This is a genomic window from Actinacidiphila sp. bgisy145 (genome assembly GCF_057708125.1).
In genome coordinates this window covers 108171-123323 of record NZ_JBYIRL010000005.1, presented here as the reverse complement: position 1 = coordinate 123323, position 15153 = coordinate 108171, and the positions used below count along the sequence as shown (strand labels likewise).

The 15153-nt window shown below is 74.6% G+C and carries 18 protein-coding genes; 4 read left to right on the top strand and 14 right to left on the bottom strand.

Features of this window, described 5'->3' with window-relative positions:
* Positions 1–30: 30 nt before the first annotated feature.
* Positions 31–663, top strand: a complete 633-nt coding sequence (locus AC3ERT_RS06790) for a TIGR03085 family metal-binding protein (RefSeq protein WP_335973698.1) — start codon at positions 31–33, stop codon at positions 661–663.
* Positions 664–693: 30 nt separating this feature from the next.
* Here the strand turns inward: AC3ERT_RS06790 and AC3ERT_RS06785 are convergent, their stop codons facing one another.
* The 10 genes from AC3ERT_RS06785 to hisD form a co-directional block, all read right to left on the bottom strand.
* Positions 694–2079, bottom strand: coding sequence for an MFS transporter (locus tag AC3ERT_RS06785; protein ID WP_435173174.1), 1386 nt, complete (start codon positions 2077–2079; stop codon positions 694–696).
* A gap of 189 nt (positions 2080–2268) precedes the next feature.
* Positions 2269–2889, bottom strand: coding sequence for a helix-turn-helix domain-containing protein (locus AC3ERT_RS06780; protein WP_435173173.1), 621 nt, complete (start codon positions 2887–2889; stop codon positions 2269–2271).
* A 143-nt stretch (positions 2890–3032) separates the two neighbouring features.
* Positions 3033–3788: an imidazole glycerol phosphate synthase subunit HisF gene (gene hisF, locus AC3ERT_RS06775; RefSeq protein WP_335973706.1), complete on the bottom strand. Its 756-nt coding sequence runs from the start codon at positions 3786–3788 to the stop codon at positions 3033–3035.
* Complete coding sequence (locus tag AC3ERT_RS06770) at positions 3785–4261, bottom strand: Rid family hydrolase (protein WP_435173172.1); 477 nt, start codon at positions 4259–4261, stop codon at positions 3785–3787. The genes hisF and AC3ERT_RS06770 overlap by 4 nt, the downstream gene beginning before the upstream one ends.
* A 98-nt stretch (positions 4262–4359) precedes the next feature.
* Positions 4360–5085, bottom strand: coding sequence for a bifunctional 1-(5-phosphoribosyl)-5-((5-phosphoribosylamino)methylideneamino)imidazole-4-carboxamide isomerase/phosphoribosylanthranilate isomerase PriA (priA, locus tag AC3ERT_RS06765; RefSeq protein ID WP_335973713.1), 726 nt, complete (start codon positions 5083–5085; stop codon positions 4360–4362).
* A 186-nt stretch (positions 5086–5271) separates the two neighbouring features.
* Positions 5272–5919 (bottom strand): imidazole glycerol phosphate synthase subunit HisH, encoded by a 648-nt coding sequence (gene hisH, locus AC3ERT_RS06760; protein WP_435173171.1) that lies wholly within the window; start codon positions 5917–5919, stop codon positions 5272–5274.
* Positions 5920–5933: 14 nt separating this feature from the next.
* On the bottom strand, positions 5934–6086 hold the full coding sequence (locus AC3ERT_RS06755) for a hypothetical protein (RefSeq protein WP_335973717.1): 153 nt from the start codon (positions 6084–6086) through the stop codon (positions 5934–5936).
* A 16-nt stretch (positions 6087–6102) separates the two neighbouring features.
* On the bottom strand, positions 6103–6696 hold the full coding sequence (gene hisB / locus AC3ERT_RS06750) for an imidazoleglycerol-phosphate dehydratase HisB (protein WP_435173169.1): 594 nt from the start codon (positions 6694–6696) through the stop codon (positions 6103–6105).
* Positions 6693–7862: a histidinol-phosphate transaminase gene (locus tag AC3ERT_RS06745; RefSeq protein WP_435173167.1), complete on the bottom strand. Its 1170-nt coding sequence runs from the start codon at positions 7860–7862 to the stop codon at positions 6693–6695. Before AC3ERT_RS06745 ends, hisB begins: the two co-directional genes overlap by 4 nt.
* Positions 7859–9169 carry a histidinol dehydrogenase gene (gene hisD, locus AC3ERT_RS06740; protein ID WP_435173165.1) on the bottom strand — a complete coding sequence of 437 codons (1311 nt, stop codon included), beginning with the start codon at positions 9167–9169 and terminating at the stop codon, positions 7859–7861. Before hisD ends, AC3ERT_RS06745 begins: the two co-directional genes overlap by 4 nt.
* Before the next feature lie 223 nt (positions 9170–9392).
* Between hisD and AC3ERT_RS06735 the strand changes: the two genes are divergently transcribed.
* Positions 9393–10109: an LON peptidase substrate-binding domain-containing protein gene (locus AC3ERT_RS06735; RefSeq protein ID WP_335973727.1), complete on the top strand. Its 717-nt coding sequence runs from the start codon at positions 9393–9395 to the stop codon at positions 10107–10109.
* A 47-nt stretch (positions 10110–10156) separates the two neighbouring features.
* The gene (ybaK, locus tag AC3ERT_RS06730) at positions 10157–10666 is read left to right on the top strand and encodes a Cys-tRNA(Pro) deacylase (RefSeq protein ID WP_335973729.1); all 510 of its coding nucleotides are present in this window, start codon (positions 10157–10159) and stop codon (positions 10664–10666) included.
* Here ybaK and AC3ERT_RS06725 read toward each other — a convergent pair.
* The 4 genes from AC3ERT_RS06725 to AC3ERT_RS06710 all read right to left on the bottom strand — a co-directional run bounded on the left by AC3ERT_RS06725 (position 10640) and on the right by AC3ERT_RS06710 (position 14668).
* Positions 10640–11380, bottom strand: coding sequence for an ABC transporter permease (locus AC3ERT_RS06725; RefSeq protein ID WP_435173163.1), 741 nt, complete (start codon positions 11378–11380; stop codon positions 10640–10642). The two genes, ybaK and AC3ERT_RS06725, sit on opposite strands and share 27 nt — an antisense overlap.
* Positions 11381–11480: 100 nt before the next feature.
* Positions 11481–12299 carry an ABC transporter permease gene (locus tag AC3ERT_RS06720; RefSeq protein WP_335973737.1) on the bottom strand — a complete coding sequence of 273 codons (819 nt, stop codon included), beginning with the start codon at positions 12297–12299 and terminating at the stop codon, positions 11481–11483.
* Positions 12296–13297, bottom strand: coding sequence for an ABC transporter ATP-binding protein (locus AC3ERT_RS06715; RefSeq protein WP_435173162.1), 1002 nt, complete (start codon positions 13295–13297; stop codon positions 12296–12298). The genes AC3ERT_RS06720 and AC3ERT_RS06715 overlap by 4 nt, the downstream gene beginning before the upstream one ends.
* A gap of 144 nt (positions 13298–13441) precedes the next feature.
* Complete coding sequence (locus AC3ERT_RS06710; RefSeq protein ID WP_435173161.1) at positions 13442–14668, bottom strand: NYN domain-containing protein; 1227 nt, start codon at positions 14666–14668, stop codon at positions 13442–13444.
* A 225-nt stretch (positions 14669–14893) separates the two neighbouring features.
* Here AC3ERT_RS06710 and AC3ERT_RS06705 point away from each other — a divergent pair, with 225 nt between their 5' ends.
* Entirely contained in the window at positions 14894–15067 is a 174-nt protein-coding gene (locus tag AC3ERT_RS06705; protein ID WP_335973748.1) for a hypothetical protein, read from the top strand.
* The last annotated feature ends 86 nt before the right edge of the window (positions 15068–15153 follow it).

The following is a 15153-nucleotide window of genomic DNA, read 5'->3' as shown; positions in this document are numbered from 1 at the left end:
TCGGGCCGCTTCGCGGTTAGCCTTGCGGACATGACGACCCATGCGCAGCGTGAACGTCTGCTCCTCGCCGACCTGCTGGAGCGTTCGGGGCCCGACGCCCCGACGCTCTGCGAGGGTTGGACCGCCAAGGACCTCGCCGCCCACGTGGTGGTCCGCGAGCGCCGTGGGGACGCGGCCGTGGGGATGGTGGTACCCCAGCTCGCCGACCGCCTGGAGCGGGTGCGCAACGAGTACGCGGCCAAGCCCTACGCCGAGCTCATCCAGCTGATCAGGACCGGGCCGCCGCGGCTGTCCCCCTTCTCCCTCAAGCAGGTTGACGAGGCGTCGAACACCCTGGAGTTCTACGTCCACACCGAGGATGTGCGGCGGGCCGCACCGGACTGGACGCCACGGACCATCGACCCCGTCTTCGGCGACGCGCTGTGGTCGCGGCTCGAACGCGCCGCCCGCCTGTTCGGGCGCCGCAGCCCCGTCGGGCTGGTGCTGCGCTGCCCCGACGGCCGCACCGCCGTCGCCCACAAGGGCACCCCGGTGGTCACGGTCACCGGCGAGCCCGCGGAGCTGGCGATGTTCGCCTCCGGCCGCCAATCCGCCGCCGACGTCCAGACCGAGGGCCCCAAGGACGCGGTCGCCCAGGTCTACGAAGCCCGTCTGGGCGTGTAGTCCCCCACTGGGTTTCCCCTGTCCTCCCCCTCAGTCCGCGGTGCGGACCGCGGGGGAGGACAGGGCTATGACGCCGCCGAGCATGCTGACGGCCGCGGCGGCGAGGAAGACGGGGGTGGGGCCCCAGAGGGAGACAGCGGCGCCGAAGGCCGGGTAGACCAGCGGCGCGATACCGAAACCGGTGAGGCTCATGACGGAAGTGACGCGGCCGAGGTACGCGGGGTCGGTGGCGGTCTGGATCATGGCGACGGCGAGCCCCCCGCAGATACCGCAGATGAGTCCGGCGAGCAGCGCGAGCACGACGGCGGCACCGAGCACCGGGGCGGCGCCGATGAGGCCGATGGCGGCCGAGCCGGCGAAGAGCGTGGCGACCTGGACGACACCGGCCCGGCGCACCCTGCCGCGCACGGTGAGCAGCAGCGCGCTGGCGGCGGCGCCGGCGCCGAACGCGGCGATGATCCAGCCGTAGCCGGCCGAGCCCCAGCCGCGCTGCCGGGCGAGCAGCACCATGCCGATGTTGAGCGGGCCGGCGAGGCCGAACTCGCTGACGGCGCCGGACAGCACGAGCGGCCCGACCAGGCGGTGCCGGCGGACGTAGCGCAGCCCGTCCCGGAGTTCGGCCCAGGCGGTGCCACGGTCGGCGAGTTCGGCGGGCGCGGCCAGTCCATCGGGTCCGGCGGGTCCATCGGGTGCGGCGAGTTCGGTGGGTCCGGCGGGTGCGGCGGGTTCCGCGAGTTCGCCGGGTGCGGCGAGCCCATCGGGCCGGGCACGTGCGGCAAGTCCAGCGGCCGGGTCGTCGCGGTGCGCGGACGCGCCGATGCGGGTGCCGAGCAGGAGCGGTACGGACAGCGCGAACAGCCCGCCGGCCACGGCGAACGCGGTGCTCGCGCCGCCGAGTCCCATGGCGAGTCCGCCGAGCGGCGGCCCGGCGATGTTCCCCGTGCGGACGGCGAGCGCGCGCATCCCCTGGAGCCGGACGAGCTGGTCGCCGGTGACCAGCCGTGGCGGCAGCGCGCCGACCGCGGGCAGGAACAGCGCGTCCACGACGCCGAAGACCAGTGCGAGGGCGATCAGCAGCCACAGCCCGGGCGCGGTCAGCGCGAGCACCGCGGCGGCGGCGAGGATCAGCACGCAGCGCACCGCGTCGCTGCCTATCACCACCAGGCGCGGCCCGAAGCGGTCGGCCACCACTCCCCCGCCGAGCAGCAGCAGGGCGCGCGGCACCGCGCCGACGGCCATGACGACGCCGACCTCGGCGGGCGGTGCGACCTTGGCGGCGGCGAAGCCGAGGGCGAGGAAGTAGACGCTGTCGCCAAGCAGGGAGGCGGTGTAGGCGGCGAGCCAGCGCAGCACGTTCGGGTCGCGGTGGGCGGAGACGGTGGCGGGTGGTGGAGCGGCGTGCGCGGTGCCGATCATGGCGGGCGGGCCTTCCTGGTGGGCGATTCGCTTCTACATGTAAGACACGCAAAGTGACGAAACATCACGCAATGACAGGGATCGGGGCATGCGGGCCCTACCGGCGGGCGGTCGGGCAAGGGCGCGCCGGGTGGTCGGGGAACAGCGGGGCCGGGCGGGGCGGTTGTCAGGCGGGCGGGGAGCGGACTCCTAGTCGCGGTACGGGAAGCCGTACATCTGGACCGCCACGTGTTCGCGGCCCTCGATGTCGCCGGCTTCCTCGGCGGCTCTGCCGCGCTCGGTCCAGCGCCGCATCAGGGCGCTCATCTCGTCGGCCATCTCCTGGAGTTCCGCGGCGGTCAGCCGCGGCATGTACTCGCTGCTGAACGCCGCCGAGGTCCACTCCCTGGACCAGGCCGCCTGTTCGTCGAGGTACTGCTCGTACCGCTCGTTGCGGGTGGCCAGGAGCTGCCGGGTGACCTGGCTGACGACGGCGGCGCCCTCGGGCCGGTCGTCGAAGTCGGCGTTGCGGAAGGTGAAGCCGCGGTCGGAGGAGAGCTGCCACCAGCGCTCGCGGCCGTCGCCGCCGCGGCCCGGCGCTTCGACGATGAAGCCGTGCGCGGCGAGCTTGCGCAGGTGGTAGCTGACCAGGGAGACCGCCTCGTCGACCTGGTCGGCCAGCCGAGAGGCGGTGGCCTCGCGGCTGGTGTAGAGGGCGCGGTAGATCCGGATGCGCAGGGGGTGCGTGAAGACCTTCAGCGCGTCCAGGTCGGTGATGCGCGGGTCGGGCCCGTGCGGGTCGGATGACGGTGCTGCCGGTTCGTCTGCCACCCTCTCACCGTAGATAGGAAAATTAAGTTGCACAATATTATTTGCGCAACTTTTCTTTCGCATCGGCCCGCAAGACAAGAGCGGTAACGGCGACGGCCGCGGGGACACCGGCACCCGCACCCGCACCCGCACAGCGGACCCGCTCAGCGGACCGGGTGGCCCGCCCCCCGCAGCGCGGACTTGACCTCGCCGATCCGCAGGTCGCCGAAGTGGAAGACGGACGCGGCCAGCACCGCGTCCGCGCCGGCCTCGACCGCGGGCGCGAAGTCGGCGACCTGCCCGGCCCCGCCGGAGGCGATCACCGGCACGCTCACCCGGGCGCGGACGGCCGCGATCATCTCGGTGTCGTAGCCGTCCTTGGTGCCGTCCGCGTCCATCGAGTTGAGCAGGATCTCGCCCGCCCCGAGGTCCGCGGCGCGCTCGGCCCACTCCACCGCGTCGATACCGGTGCCGCGCCGCCCGCCGTGCGTGGTGACCTCGAACGAGCCGTCCGGGGCGCGCCGGGCGTCCACCGACAGCACCAGCACCTGGCGGCCGAACCGCTCGGCGATCTCCCGGATCAGCTCGGGCCGGGCGATGGCCGCGGTGTTGACGCCCACCTTGTCCGCGCCGGCCCGCAGCAGCTTGTCCACGTCGTCCGCGCTGCGCACCCCGCCGCCGACGGTGAGCGGGATGAACACCTGCTCCGCGGTGCGCCGCACCACGTCGTAGGTGGTCTCCCGGTCACCGGAGGAGGCGGTGATGTCGAGGAAGGTCAGCTCGTCCGCGCCCTCGGCGTCGTACAGCTTCGCCATCTCGACCGGGTCGCCCGCGTCGCGCAGGTTCCGGAAGTTGACACCCTTGACCACCCGCCCGGCGTCCACGTCCAGGCAGGGGATGACTCGGACCGCCAGGCTCATGCGCCCTCTTCTCGTTCACCAGGTTCTTCAGGCCCGCGCCGCACGTCACCGCGGTACGCCTCGATCTCCACCTCGACCAGCACCCGGGAGTCCGCGAAGCCCGCCACCACGACCATGGTGGCCGCCGGCCGCGCCGCGCCGAACACCTCGCGGTGCGCCCGGCCGACCTCGTCGGCGTCCCGGGCGTGGCTGAGGTACATCCGGGTCCGGACCACGCTGGCCGCGTCCAGCCCGAACGGCTCCAGCGCCGACAGCGCGCCGCGGAACGCGATCAGCGCCTGGCCGTACGGCTCGTCGTCGCCCGGTGCGCTGCCGGCCGCGGGCGACGGGGTGACCCCGGAGACCAGCACCCGGTCCCCCGCCGCGACCGCGCGGGAGGAGCCGATCGCCTCCTCCCAGGAGCTGTCCTCCGAGCGCAGCCGCTGCACCTGACCGGCGCTCTCCACGCTCTCGGGGCTCTCGGAGCTCTCCACGCTCCCTGCGCTCCCTGCGCTCCCTGCGGGCGCCGGTTCCCCGGCGGAACGGGAGGGTCGCGGGGCGCGCGGGGACTCGGGCGGTTCCGGGGATTCGGTCATCGGGACACAGCCTCCAGGGCTTCCTGCAACGTGAACGCCTGTGCGTACAGCGCCTTCCCGACGATCGCGCCTTCCACGCCCTTGGGCACCAGAGTGGCGATCGCCCGCAGGTCGTCGAGGCTGGAGACGCCGCCCGAGGCGACCACCGGCTTGTCGGTGGCCGCGCACACGTTCTCCAGCAGCTCCAGGTTGGGGCCCTGGAGGGTGCCGTCCTTCGCGATGTCGGTCACGACGTACCGCGCGCAGCCCTCGGAGTCCAGCCGGGCCAGCGTCTCGTACAGGTCGCCGCCGTCGCGGGTCCAGCCGCGGCCGCGCAGCGTGGTGCCGCGCACGTCCAGCCCGACCGCGATCCGGTCGCCGTACTCGGCGATCACCTTCGCCACCCACTGCGGGCTCTCCAGCGCGGCGGTGCCGAGGTTGACCCGGGTGCAGCCGGTGGCCAGGGCCGCCGCGAGGGTGTCGTCGTCGCGGATGCCGCCGGACAGCTCGACCTTGATGTCCATGGTGCGGGCCACCCCGGCGATCAGCTCGCGGTTGTCACCGGTGCCGAACGCCGCGTCGAGGTCGACCAGGTGCAGCCACTCCGCGCCCGCCTGCTGCCAGGCCAGCGCCGCGGCGAGCGGGTCGCCGTAGGAGGTCTCGGAGCCGGACTCGCCGTGCACCAGGCGGACGGCCTGGCCGTCGCGGACGTCGACGGCGGGGAGGAGTTCGAGCGTGCTCATCGGATTGCGGTCCTCGGGGTCGGGCGGATGCGGGACGGTGGCCTACGGCGCGGCGGCCGTACGGCGGGAGGGGCAGCGGTCGGGCGGGACGGCGGCGGCGGTACGGTCCCGCGGGTGCGGCGGCGCGAGCGCCGTACGGCCCGGTGCCCTGGGCGCCGCGGAGGCCGCGGGCGCCCGCGGGGCGGGTCAGAGCGTGTCGAGCCAGTTCTCCAGCAGCCGCGCGCCCGCGTCCCCGGACTTCTCCGGATGGAACTGCGTGGCCCACAGCGCGCCGTTCTCCACCGCGGCCACGAACGGCTCGCCGTGCGTGGCCCAGGTGACCTTGGGGGCGCGGATCGCGCTGGCGGACGGCTCCATCTCCCACGCGCGCACCGCGTAGGAGTGCACGAAGTAGAACCGGGCGTCCTCCGCCAGCCCCGCGAACAGCTGGGAGTCCTGCGGCGCCTGGACGGTGTTCCAGCCCATGTGCGGGACGACCGGCGCGCGCAGCGGGGCGACGGTGCCGGGCCACTCGTCCAGGCCGTCGCTCTCCACGCCGTGCTCGATGCCGCGGCTGAAGAGCACCTGCATGCCGACGCAGATGCCCAGCACCGGGCGGCCGCCCGCGAGACGGCGGCCCACGATCCAGTCGCCGCGGACCTTCCTGATGCCCTCCATGCAGGCGGCGAAGGCGCCGACGCCGGGCACGAGCAGCCCGTCGGCGGCCATCGCGCGGTCGTAGTCCGCGGTGATCTCCACCTCGGCGCCGGCCCGGGCCAGCGCCCGCTCGGCGGACCGCACGTTGCCGAAGCCGTAGTCCAGGACGACGACGCTCTTGCCGGTGGTGTTCGTCATGTCCGCACGCCCCTCTACAGCCGGAGCAGGCCGGTGACGAGCGCCATCGCCGACCCGATCGCGAGCAGCGTGATCAGGCTCTTGGACTGCTTCTGCTTCCAGAACGAGTAGACCCCGCCGGCCAGGAACAGCCCGAGCAGGATGAAGAGGGACGACCCCTTGTTCACAGCGCACCCTTCTTGTTCACAGCGCGCCCTTCGTGGACGGCAGGATGCCCGCGGCGCGCGGATCGCGCTCGCTGGCGTAGCGCAGGGCCCGGGCCAGCGCCTTGAACTGGCACTCCACGATGTGGTGCGCGTTGCGCCCGTAGGGCACGTGGACGTGCAGCGCGACCTGGGCCTGGGCGACGAAGGACTCCAGGATGTGCCGGGTCATCGTGGTGTCGTAGGAGCCGATCATCGGCGCCATGTGCTCGGGCTCGGTGTGCACCAGGTAGGGGCGGCCGGACAGGTCGACGGTGACCTGGGCGAGCGACTCGTCCAGCGGCACCGTGCAGTTGCCGAACCGGTAGATGCCGACCTTGTCGCCGAGCGCCTGCCGGAACGCGGCGCCGAGCGCGAGCGCGGTGTCCTCGATCGTGTGGTGGGTGTCGATGTGCAGGTCGCCCTCGGTCTTCACGGTGAGGTCGAACAAGCCGTGCCGGCCGAGCTGGTCGAGCATGTGGTCGTAGAAACCCACGCCGGTCGAGACGGAGACCTGCCCGGTGCCGTCGAGGTCGATCTCGACGACGGTGGACGTCTCCTTGGTGGTGCGCTCCACGCGGCCCGCGCGGGTCATGCGGACTCCTTGTCGGTGCGGCGGTCGCCGCCACTGTGCTCGGTGCTGTGCTCGGTGTGCTCGGTGCCGTACGTCGCGTACACGGCCTTGGCCGCGTCCAGGAACGCGCTGTTCTCGGCGGGTGTGCCGGTGGACGCCCGCAGCCAGCCGGGGACGCCGTTGTCGCGGATCAGGACCCCGCGGTCGAGGAACGCCTGCCAGGCGGCGTGGCTGTCGGCGAAGCGGCCGAACTGCACGAAGTTCGCGTCGGACTCGGTGACCTGGAAGCCGATGGCGCGCAGTTCGGCGACGACGCGGTCGCGTTCGGCCTTGAGCTGCTCGACGTAGCCGAGCAGGGTGTCGGTGTACTCCAGCGCGGCCAGCGCGGTCGCCTGGTTGACCGACGAGAGGTGGTAGGGCAGCCGGACCAGCTGGACCGCCTCGACCACGGCCGGGTCGGCCGCGAGGTAGCCCAGCCGCAGCCCGGCCGCGCCGAACGCCTTGGACATGGTGCGGGTCAGCACCAGGTTCGGCCGGCCGTCGATCAGCGGCAGCAGCGAGGGCCGGTGCGAGAACTCGCCGTACGCCTCGTCGATGACCACCAGCGACGGCTTCGCGGCCTGTGCGGCCTCGTAGAGCGCCAGCACGGTGGCGGCGTCGGTCGCGGTGCCGGTCGGGTTGTTCGGCGAGCAGACGAAGACGACGTCGGGGCGGAGCGCGGCGATCTCGCGGCAGGCCGCCTCGGTGTCGATGGTGAAGTCGGCGTGCCGCGGCCCGGACACCCAGCCGGTGCCGGTGCCGCGGGAGATCAGCGCGTGCATGGAGTACGACGGCTCGAAGCCGATCGCGGTGCGACCGGGCCCGCCGAACGCCTGGAGCAGCTGCTGGATCACTTCGTTGGAGCCGTTGGCGGCCCAGACCTGGCCGGCGGCGACCGGGTGGCCCGCGGTGCGGCTGAGGTACTCGGCGAGCGCGGTGCGCAGCTCGACCGCGTCCCGGTCCGGGTAGCGGTTGAGGTTGCGGGCGGCCTCGGTGACGCGTTCGGCGATCCGCGCGACCAGCGGCTCGGGCAGCGGGTACGGGTTCTCGTTGGTGTTCAGCCGCACCGGCACGTCGAGCTGCGGGGCGCCGTACGCGGACTGGCCGCGCAGTTCGTCGCGCAGCGGCAGGTCGTCGAGTGAGGTCATGATCCGGCTCCGAACCGTACGGTCACGGCGGTGCCGTGCGCGGGCAGGTCCTCGGCGGTGGCCAGCGCCACCACGTGGTGGGCGACGTCGGCGAGCGCGTCGCGGGAGTAGTCCACGACGTGGATGCCGCGCAGGAAGGACTGCACGGACAGGCCCGAGGAGTGGCAGGCGCAGCCGCCGGTGGGCAGCACGTGGTTGGAGCCGGCGCAGTAGTCGCCGAGGGAGACCGGGGCGTGCGGGCCGACGAAGACCGCGCCGGCGTTGCGCACGCGGGCGGCGACGGCGGCGGCGTCCTGGGTCTGGATCTCCAGGTGCTCGGCGGCGTAGGCGTCCACGACCTCAAGGCCCTGGGCGAGGGTGTCGACCAGGACGGTCGCGGACTGGCGGCCGGCGAGCGCGGCGGCGATCCGCTCGCGGTGCTTGGCGGCGGCGACCTGCACGTCGAGTTCCTTGTCGACGGCGTCGGCGAGCTCGGCGGAGGTGGTGACCAGGACGGCGGCGGCCAGAGTGTCGTGCTCGGCCTGGCTGATCAGGTCGGCGGCCACGAAGGCGGGGTCGGCGGAGGCGTCGGCGAGGATGGCGATCTCAGTCGGTCCGGCCTCGGCGTCGATGCCGATCCGGCCCTTGAGCAGGCGCTTGGCGGCGGCGACGTAGATGTTGCCGGGGCCGGTGACCAGGTTGACCGGGCGGCACTCGTCGGTGCCGTAGGCGAACATGGCGACGGCCTGGGCGCCGCCGGCGGCGTAGACCTCGTCCACGCCGAGCAGGGCGCAGGCGGCGAGCACCGGCGCGGCGGGCAGGCCGCCGTTGTCCTTCTGCGGCGGGGAGGAGACCGCGACGCCCTCGACGCCGGCCTCCTGGGCGGGCACCACGTTCATCACCACGGAGGACGCGTAGGCGGCCAGGCCGCCCGGTACGTACAGCCCGACGCGCTGGACGGGCACCCACCGCTCGGTGACGGTGCCGCCGGGCACCACCTGCGTGGTGGTGTCGGTCCTGCGCTGGTCGCGGTGGACGGTCCGGGCCCGGCGGATGGACTCCTCCAGGGCGGCGCGGACCTCGGGGTCGAGCCGGTCGAGGGCGTCGGCCAGGGCCTGGGCGGGCACCCGCAGCCGCTCCACGCGCACCCCGTCGAAGCGCTCCCCGTACTCGATCACCGCCGCGCCGCCGCGATGGCGCACGTCCTCGCAGATGGGCCGCACGGCGTCGAGCGCGGCCTCCACGTCGAACTCGGCCCGGGGCAGCAGGTCGCGGTCGATCCCGCCCTCGGGGAAGGCGGCACCGCGCAGATCGATTCGGGAGATCACGGTGCCAAGTGTAGAGACCTGCCCAGGGCACCTGTTCCGCGGTTCCACTCCGTGATACGGCGGCGAGGCGGCGGCAAGACGGCGGCGCGGGCGTTCCGGGCCCCCGCGGGGCCCGCGCGGCACGGCGTGTGGCACGGCCCGCGGCACGGCGGGCGGCCCTGCTGACAGCACGGGCGCCGGGAAGGGTGCCGAACGGGGGCGTACTGCCCGTACGCTGACCGCTGTGACCGATCGCCTTCCGCTCTTCCCGCTCAGTTCGCCGCTGTTCCCGGGGCTGGTGCTGCCGCTGAACGTCTTCGAGGAGCGCTACCGGGCCCTGGTGCGGGACCTGCGGGCGCTGCCGGAGGACGCGCCGCGGCGGTTCGGGGTGGTGGCGATCAGGAACGGCCAGGAGATCGCGCCGACCGGCCAGGAGGGCCGGGCCACCGGTCCGGCCGCGGGCCTGGGCGACGACCCGATGGCGGCGCTGTACGGGTACGGCTGCGTCGCCGACGTGGCCGACATCGTGGACAGCGGCGACGGCGGCTTCCGGATGCACGCGACCGGCATCGTACGGTTCCGGCTGCTGTCGGTGGACGCGTCCGGGGCCTACCTGACGGCGGAGGTCGAGGAGCTGGCGGAGGAGCCCGGCAGCGGGGCGGGCGGGCTGGCGCCGGAGGTGACCCGGGCGTTCCGCACCTACCAGAAGCGGCTGGCCGGCTCGCGCGAACGCAGCCTGTCCGGGCAGGAGTTCACCGACAACCCGACGGTGCTGTCGTACCTGGTGGCGGCCACGATGATCGCCGAGACGCCGGCGAAGCAGCGGCTGCTGGAGGCGCCGGACACCGCCACCCGGCTCGGCGAGGAGCTGCGGCTGCTGCGCCGGGAGGTCGCGGTCATCGAGAAGCTGCCGTCGCTGCCCGCGGTGGACCTGACCCAGCAGGCGATCTGCGCGAACTGACCGGCCGGGCCGCACCGCTGCGGCCGGACCTGGCAGGCTTGCCGGTCATGGCGAAGAAGTCACGTACCGGCGGCGGCACCCCGGCGACCGTCGCGCTGGACCGGGCCGCGGTGCCGTACACCGTGCACGCGTACCCGCACGACCCGGGCGGGGAGCTGTCCTACGGCCAGGAGGCCGCGGCCGCGCTCGGCGTGGAGCCCGGCCGGGTGTTCAAGACGCTCGTCGCGGAGGTGGACGGCGCGCTGACGGTGGCGGTGGTGCCGGTGTCCGGCTCGCTGGACCTGAAGGCGCTGGCAGCCGCGGCGGGCGGCAAGCGCGCGGCGATGGCCGATCCGGCCGCGGCCGAGCGCAGCAGCGGCTACGTCCGCGGCGGCATCTCCCCGCTCGGCCAGCGCAAGGCCCTGCCGACGGTGGTGGACGCCACCGCGCTGTCGCATCCGACGGTGTTCGTGTCCGCGGGCAAGCGCGGGCTGGAGGTGGAGCTGGCGCCGGCCGAGCTGGTGCGGCTGACCGGCGCGGCGACCGCGCCGCTACTGCGCCCGGCCGCCCGGGGCTGACCCCTCTGCCCCCTCGGCCCCCCCGGCCTCCTTGGCCCAGGTTCCCGGGCGCGGCTCCTCGCGCACCCCGAAGGTGTAGGTGAGCGCGGAGTACACCAGCATCGCGGCGGCCGGCCAGACCACGATCGCGACCTTGGCGCGCAGCTTCAGCGGGCCGTCGAAGACCACCTTCGGCCCGACCTGCTTGGCGTGCGCGATGATGTCCGTGGTCGGGCCGAGCCACACGCCCAGCCGCCAGCCGATGACGGAGGCGACCGCGCCGCCGACCGCCAGGCCGAAGACGACGCCGACGCCGCCCCTGCGGTGGCGCCAGAACACCGCGGCGGCGGTGAGCGCGCCCAGGATCAGCGCGATGACCACGAACGTGCCGTCGCCGCCGATCGCCTCCTCGCCCTCGGTGTCCTTGAGGTAGACCGCCTGCCCGTCGGAGACCATCGGCACCCGGGGCGACAGCCACAGCCAGAACAGCCCGAGGATGATCCCGCAGACCGCGACGAGCACCGCGACGACGAGCCCGTTGCGCAGCGCGGTGGCGACGCTGTCGCGGTCCCGGCCGGGCTGGTAGGGCGCGAGCGTCGCGCCGTCGCCGCTTCCCGCCGGGCCTCCCGCGGGAAGGGGCGGAAGCTGCGGGACGGTCGGGTCCTGCGGGCCCTCGGGCGGCGCGGGCTGCGGGGACCCGGAGTTCGAAGGCTCGGGCGTCAGAGGAGCGGTCACCAGGCCATCGTGCCAGGTGTTCCCGGCGGGTGCGCCACCGGCCGTACGGCCGCCGGGAAGCGGGCCTCCACCGGCCGGCCGGCGCCCGGCCGTACGGCGGTCAGCGGCGGGCGGCCCGCCGGTACGCCCAGGTCGCCACGGCCAGCGAGGCGACCCCGACGCCCGCGCACACCGCGAGGTCCCCGGCGACCGCGGCCCAGTCGGTGCCGCCGTGCCCGAAGGTCCGGGCGAACGCCTCCACCCCGTACGTCGACGGCAGCAGGTCGCGCGCCCAGCCGACCGGCGCGGGCATGTGCGAGGCCGGCAGCACCCCGAGCAGCAGGGCCGCGGACATGCCGAGCTGCCCCAGCAGCGTGGCGATCTCCTGCCGGGGTGCGAGCAGCCCGCAGGCCGCGCCGAGCCCGGACATCGCGGCGCCGGCCAGCGGCACCACGAGCACCAGCACCCACAGGTTGGCCAGGCCCAGGTGGAACAGCACGCAGCCGGTGACCGCGGTGACGAGGGTGCCGGGCACGGTGAACGAGGCGTACGCGCCCGCCGCGCCGAGGACGACCGCGGCCGGCGGCACCGGCAGCGTCGCGTAGTGGTCGAGGCCGCCGGAGGCGCGCAGCTGGCCGAAGTACTGGGCGAGCAGGTTCAGCGCGACGAACGCGACGACCAGCACGCTGGAGCCGGCCACGACCGCGCGGGCCGCCTCGCCGTCGCCGGCGTGCACCACGCCGCGCAGCATCACCATGATCCCGATGGACTGGAAGGTGGCGACGAACAGCAGCGGGATGCGCGCCACCCGGGCGCGGGAGAGCTGGGCCCGGTAGACCGCGCCGAGCGCGGGCCACAGCCGGGCCCGGGGGGCGAGCGGTGTGGCGCCGCCGCCGATCAGCTCGCCGGGTTCGAGACCGGCCGGTGCCGCCAGGGTCATACCTTCACCAGTCCCTCGCTGCTGCCGCCGAGCGCCAGGTAGACGTCCTCCAGGCTGGGCATGGCCAGGGTGAAGTCGTCCAGCGCGGCGAACGCCGGGCCGCCGGTGACCTCCGCGACCGCGGCCCTGGCCCGTTCCTGCGGCAGCCGCAGCGTCCAGCGGCGGCCGGCGACCTCCGCCAGGGGGCGCAGCGCGGCGACCGCGGGCAGGTCGGCCGGGGGGTCGTGCCGCCAGACCAGGTCGAGCCGCACCTCGCCCTCGACCAGGGCGCGCAGCCCGGCGGGCGAGTCGCAGGCGATGACCCGGCCGTGGTCGAGGACCGCGACCCGGTCCAGCACCGTTTCGGCCTCGATGACGTTGTGGGTGACCAGCAGGACGGTGGTGCCCTGCTCGGTGCGGCGCCGGTCCACCGCCGCCCACACCGCGCGGCGCGCGACGGGGTCCATGCCGGTGGTGGGCTCGTCCAGGACGAGGACCGGCCGCGGGCCGACGAGGGCCGCGGCGAAGCAGGCGAGGCGGCGCTGCCCGCCGGAGAGCCGCTTGATCGGGCGGGCCGCGAGCGGGCCGAGGCCCAGCTCGTCCAGGACCGCGTCCCGTGCGGTGCGGGCCGCGGCGGCGGGCATCCCGCGCAGCCTGCCGGTGGTCTCCGCGGCGAGCGCGACCGTCAGCTCGTCCAGGGCGGTGGACTCCTGGCCGAGGTAGCCGATCAGCCGCGCGGCGCGCTCGGGGTGGCGCACCAGGTCGTGGCCGAGCAGGTCGATGCTGCCCGCGTCCGGCCGCAGCAGGCCGGTGAGCTGGCGGACCAGGGTGCTCTTGCCCGCGCCGTTCGGGCCGAGGATGCCGAAGAGTTCGCCGGTGCGTACGTCCAGGTCGATGCCGTCGTTGGCCCGCACCGCCGGGATGTCCCGGCCGCGGCGCCCCCGGCCGCCCGGGTACGTCCGGACGAGGCCGCGTACGGCTACCGCCGGTCTCGCCCGTCCTTCGGTGCCCGTCCTCACGAGCACCGAGAGTACGCGGTCCCCGCGCCCCACCACGAAACGGGGTGCCCCGGCGGAAAACGGTGCCCGTCAAGGGCGCGTGGCCCCGGCGTGCGGCGCCCGACCCCGTGCGGCCCTCGTCGGCCGGTCTGCGCGACGGGCGGTTCAGTCCGCCGGGGAGGCGGTGTCGAACTCGCGCCAGAAGCCCGCGCGGATCGCGTAGCGGTCGTTCTCGTCGATCTGGTCGTCCTTGTGTGCCAGCAGCCCGAAGCGGGCCGCGTAGCGCAGGAGTTCCCCGTCGATCCGGTGCGGGACGCGCGGGTAGTGCGTGGAGAGGTGCTCCAGGTGGGTCCGGTCGCCGACCCGGGCGATCCAGCGGCGGGCGAAGACCTGCCCGACCTCGTAGGGGTCGCCGCTGACCGCGGTGATGTCGGCCTCGCGGTCGGCCCAGCGCTGCTCCGCGGTCGTGAGCTGCGCGAGGGTCGGCAGGCCGGAGGTGTCGGGCTGGTCGGCGCCGGGCCGGTCGGTCCACCCCTTGTCGGAGGACCAGCGCAGGGTGCTGGGCGCGGGGTGGGTCGGGGGCGGCGCCGGCTGGGCGTGCACGCGGCCGAGGTCGGCGAGGTCCTTCGGGGTGGGCACGCCCTTGCCGGGCGCCGGGGCGGTCGCCGTGTCGCCGGGGTGCGGGGCGGGCGCGCTGCCGTTCTTCGCGGGGGTCTCGGCGGGGGCCGGCTGGACCGCGCGGGGCGCGGCGGCGTGCTCCGGCAGCGGCGCGGCCAGGATCGCGGCGATCTCCGGCCGTACCCCGGGGCGCGGCCCGGGTGTGGGCCCGCAGGCCCCCGCGACCTCCCGCGCCCGGATCGCCGCGGTGATCCACTCCCGGTCCAGCACGCGGCGCTCGTCGGCCTCGGCGACCAGGTCCTCCGACTGGTTGTAGTCGCCGTCGGCGGCCTGCACGGCCCACAGGTGGACGGCCACGCCGTGCTCCTTGGCCGACATCATGCCGGGCAGCAGGTCGCCGTCGCCGGTGACCAGCACCACGTCGGAGCAGGCCCGGTTGCGGGCCAGTTCGGACAGCTCGGCGTGCATCGCGGCGTCGACGCCCTTCTGCGCCCACCTGCCGTCCGTTCGGGTGAGGGCGCCGAGCCGTACGGTGACGCGCGGCATCACCCGCAGCCGCCGGTGCTCGGGTTGCGGAACGCGGTCGGGGGCCCCGTCGAACCAGTAGATCCGCAGTAGCGGCTGACCGGTCTCCGCTTCGGCGCGTTCGCGCAGGCCGGCGACCACTGCGGCATGATCGACGGTGATCCGCGAACGCGACGGTTCGCCGGCCAGCAGGCTCGCCGCTGCGCCCAGCAGGTACCCGGCGTCCACCAGGACGACGCAGCGGTCCATGTTGCACCTCTTCCGGTCGACCCCCGGCACGGATGCCCCCTGAGTTTCCCCCGAGTCTGCCCGAATGCCCGGGGGTTATGACCGCGAACACGATCTTCGGCGTGGCGGTCGGCGGTTTTTCCCGGCCAACGCCGGTCCCAAACGCCCGAAATGCGACCTTCGCCCCACCGTGTCAGTCTGATTGCGGCCGATCGGCCACCATCCCCTCACCAGGAAGGCACGATCGTGGCGAAGAACCGGAACCAGAACCGCCCGCAGCGCGACCGCCAGGACGAGCGGTCCCACCCGGCCGGCGAGGCCCAGGAGCCCCAGCACAAGGGCACCGTGGCCGAGGAGCACATGATGCCCGCGGCCACCCGCGTGGCGCGCAAGCAGCAGAAGAAGTTCGGCCACAACTGATCGCGCCTGACCCGCACTTCACGGACGCGGGGGTGCCTCCGGCAAGGGGGTGCCCCCGCGTTCGGCGTCGTGTGGGCGGGGCGGAC